We start from the raw sequence: 1,811 nt of genomic DNA, 5'->3' as shown, positions 1-1,811 counted from the left end.
CCGGACCGCGGACAGCGCGCCGCCGTGGCGGCCGACGGGCGTGCGGGTCCCGGAGACGAGGAAAGCAGGGCTGGCGGTCACGTCATGGGCCTTTCGTCGGATTAACTGACCGATCGTTCACTTTTCTCCACTCTTCCACGGAGGGGCTGTGAGGTCAATCACCGAGATGCGTCGGCGCCTCACAGGGGTCGCGGCACGGACTCCGCCGCTTCCGGGCGGTGCGTCACGGGTGATCCAACACACATTCCTCTGGCAGGCTGTGCACCACGCACCCGCGCCTGGCGTGCGCGCACGGCATGCGCGCCCGGCACACCGGATATGACGAGGAGGCTCACCCATGAGCGAGAACCCCGCACCACGCCGACCCTCCGTCGGCGGGGGCGCGCTGCTCGGCCCGGTCATGCGTCCGCTGAACTCCCTGGTGGAGAAGCTGATCCCCTCGGCGCTGGTCTTCGCGATCGGACTGACGGTCATCGTCGCGATCCTCGCCCTGCTGTTCACCGACGCCGGACCACTCCAGGTGATCGAGGAGTGGGGCCTCGGACTGGCAGGGCTCCTGCAGTTCATGAACCAGATCGCCCTGGTCCTGTTCCTGGGCCACATCCTGGCCAGCACCCGCCCGGTGCGGGCGCTGCTGCGCCGTCTGGCCCGGATTCCCCGCAGCCCTATGCAGTCCTACGTGTTCGTCTTCGTGGTGGCCTCGCTCGCAGCGCTGATCACCTGGGGACTCGGACTGGTGGTCGGCGGGCTGATGGCCCGCGAGGTCGCCGAACAGGCTCGTCGGCGCGAGATGCCGGTCCACTTCCCCATGCTGGTGGCCTCCGGGTTCTCCGGATTCGTCGTCTGGCACATGGGCTACTCGGCCTCCGGCCCGCTCACCGCGGCCACCCCGGACTCCTTCGTCGCCGACGTGCTGGGCGAACCGCTGGCGATCACCGAGACGGTGTTCTCCGGATGGAACATGGTCGCCGCCGCGGTGACGATCATCGTCGTCGCCGGAGCCCTGACGCTCATCGCCCCGCGGGACCCGCAGCAGGTGGTCGCGCTCGACGTCGACGCCCGGGAGGAGGACGCCGAGCTCGACGACGAGGTGGTCACCCCGGCCGACCGCGTCGACGCCAGCCGGCTCCCGACCCTGCTGGTGGGCCTCATGCTGGTCGGCTATCTGACGATCCACTTCGCCGGCGGCGGCGGGCTGACCCTGAACATCGTCAACTGGAGCTTCCTGACGCTGATCATGCTGCTGGTGCGAAGCCCGTTCGAGCTGCTCGCGCTGACCAGGGCGGCCGCCGGCAACGTCGGCGACATCCTGCTGCAATTCCCGCTGTACGCCGGAATCCTCGGCATCATGGCCGGCACCGGTCTGATGCAGGTGTTCTCCGAGGCATTCGTCGCGATCTCCACCGAGCAGACCTTCGCGCTGTTCGCGTTCCTCTCCGCCGGGATCGTGAACTTCTTCGTCCCCTCGGGCGGCGGGCAGATCGCGGTGCAGGCACCGATCCTGCTGGAGGCCGCGGAGTCGCTGGGCACGGATCCGGCGGTGGCGATCATGGCGGTGGCCTACGGCGATCAGTGGACGAACATGATCCAGCCCTTCTGGGCGCTGCCGCTGCTGGCGATCGCCGGCCTGAGGATGCGCGACATTCTCGGCTACACGACCATCGTGCTGATCGCCTCGGGCTTGGTCTTCGCCGGCGTGCTGCTGGCCATGTCCTGACGAGCGCCCGCCCGAGAATCACGGTCTGCTCACTGCAGCATCGTCTTGTCGTCGAGCACCGCACCCTTGAGCCTCGAGAACTCCGTCAACAGAT

Annotated in this window: 1 protein-coding gene; it reads left to right on the top strand. The window is 68.4% G+C overall.

Translation table 11 applies throughout. The annotated features are described in order from the left end of the window. The first annotated feature begins 400 nt into the window (after nt 1–400). Entirely contained in the window at nt 401–1,717 is a 1,317-nt protein-coding gene (locus ABD652_RS10580; protein ID WP_344721101.1) for a short-chain fatty acid transporter, read from the top strand. The last annotated feature ends 94 nt before the right edge of the window (nt 1,718–1,811 follow it).

It is taken from the genome of Nesterenkonia halobia, from assembly GCF_039536005.1.
Lineage (GTDB): Bacteria > Actinomycetota > Actinomycetes > Actinomycetales > Micrococcaceae > Nesterenkonia > Nesterenkonia halobia.
This window is presented reverse-complemented; position numbering and strand designations above follow the sequence as displayed.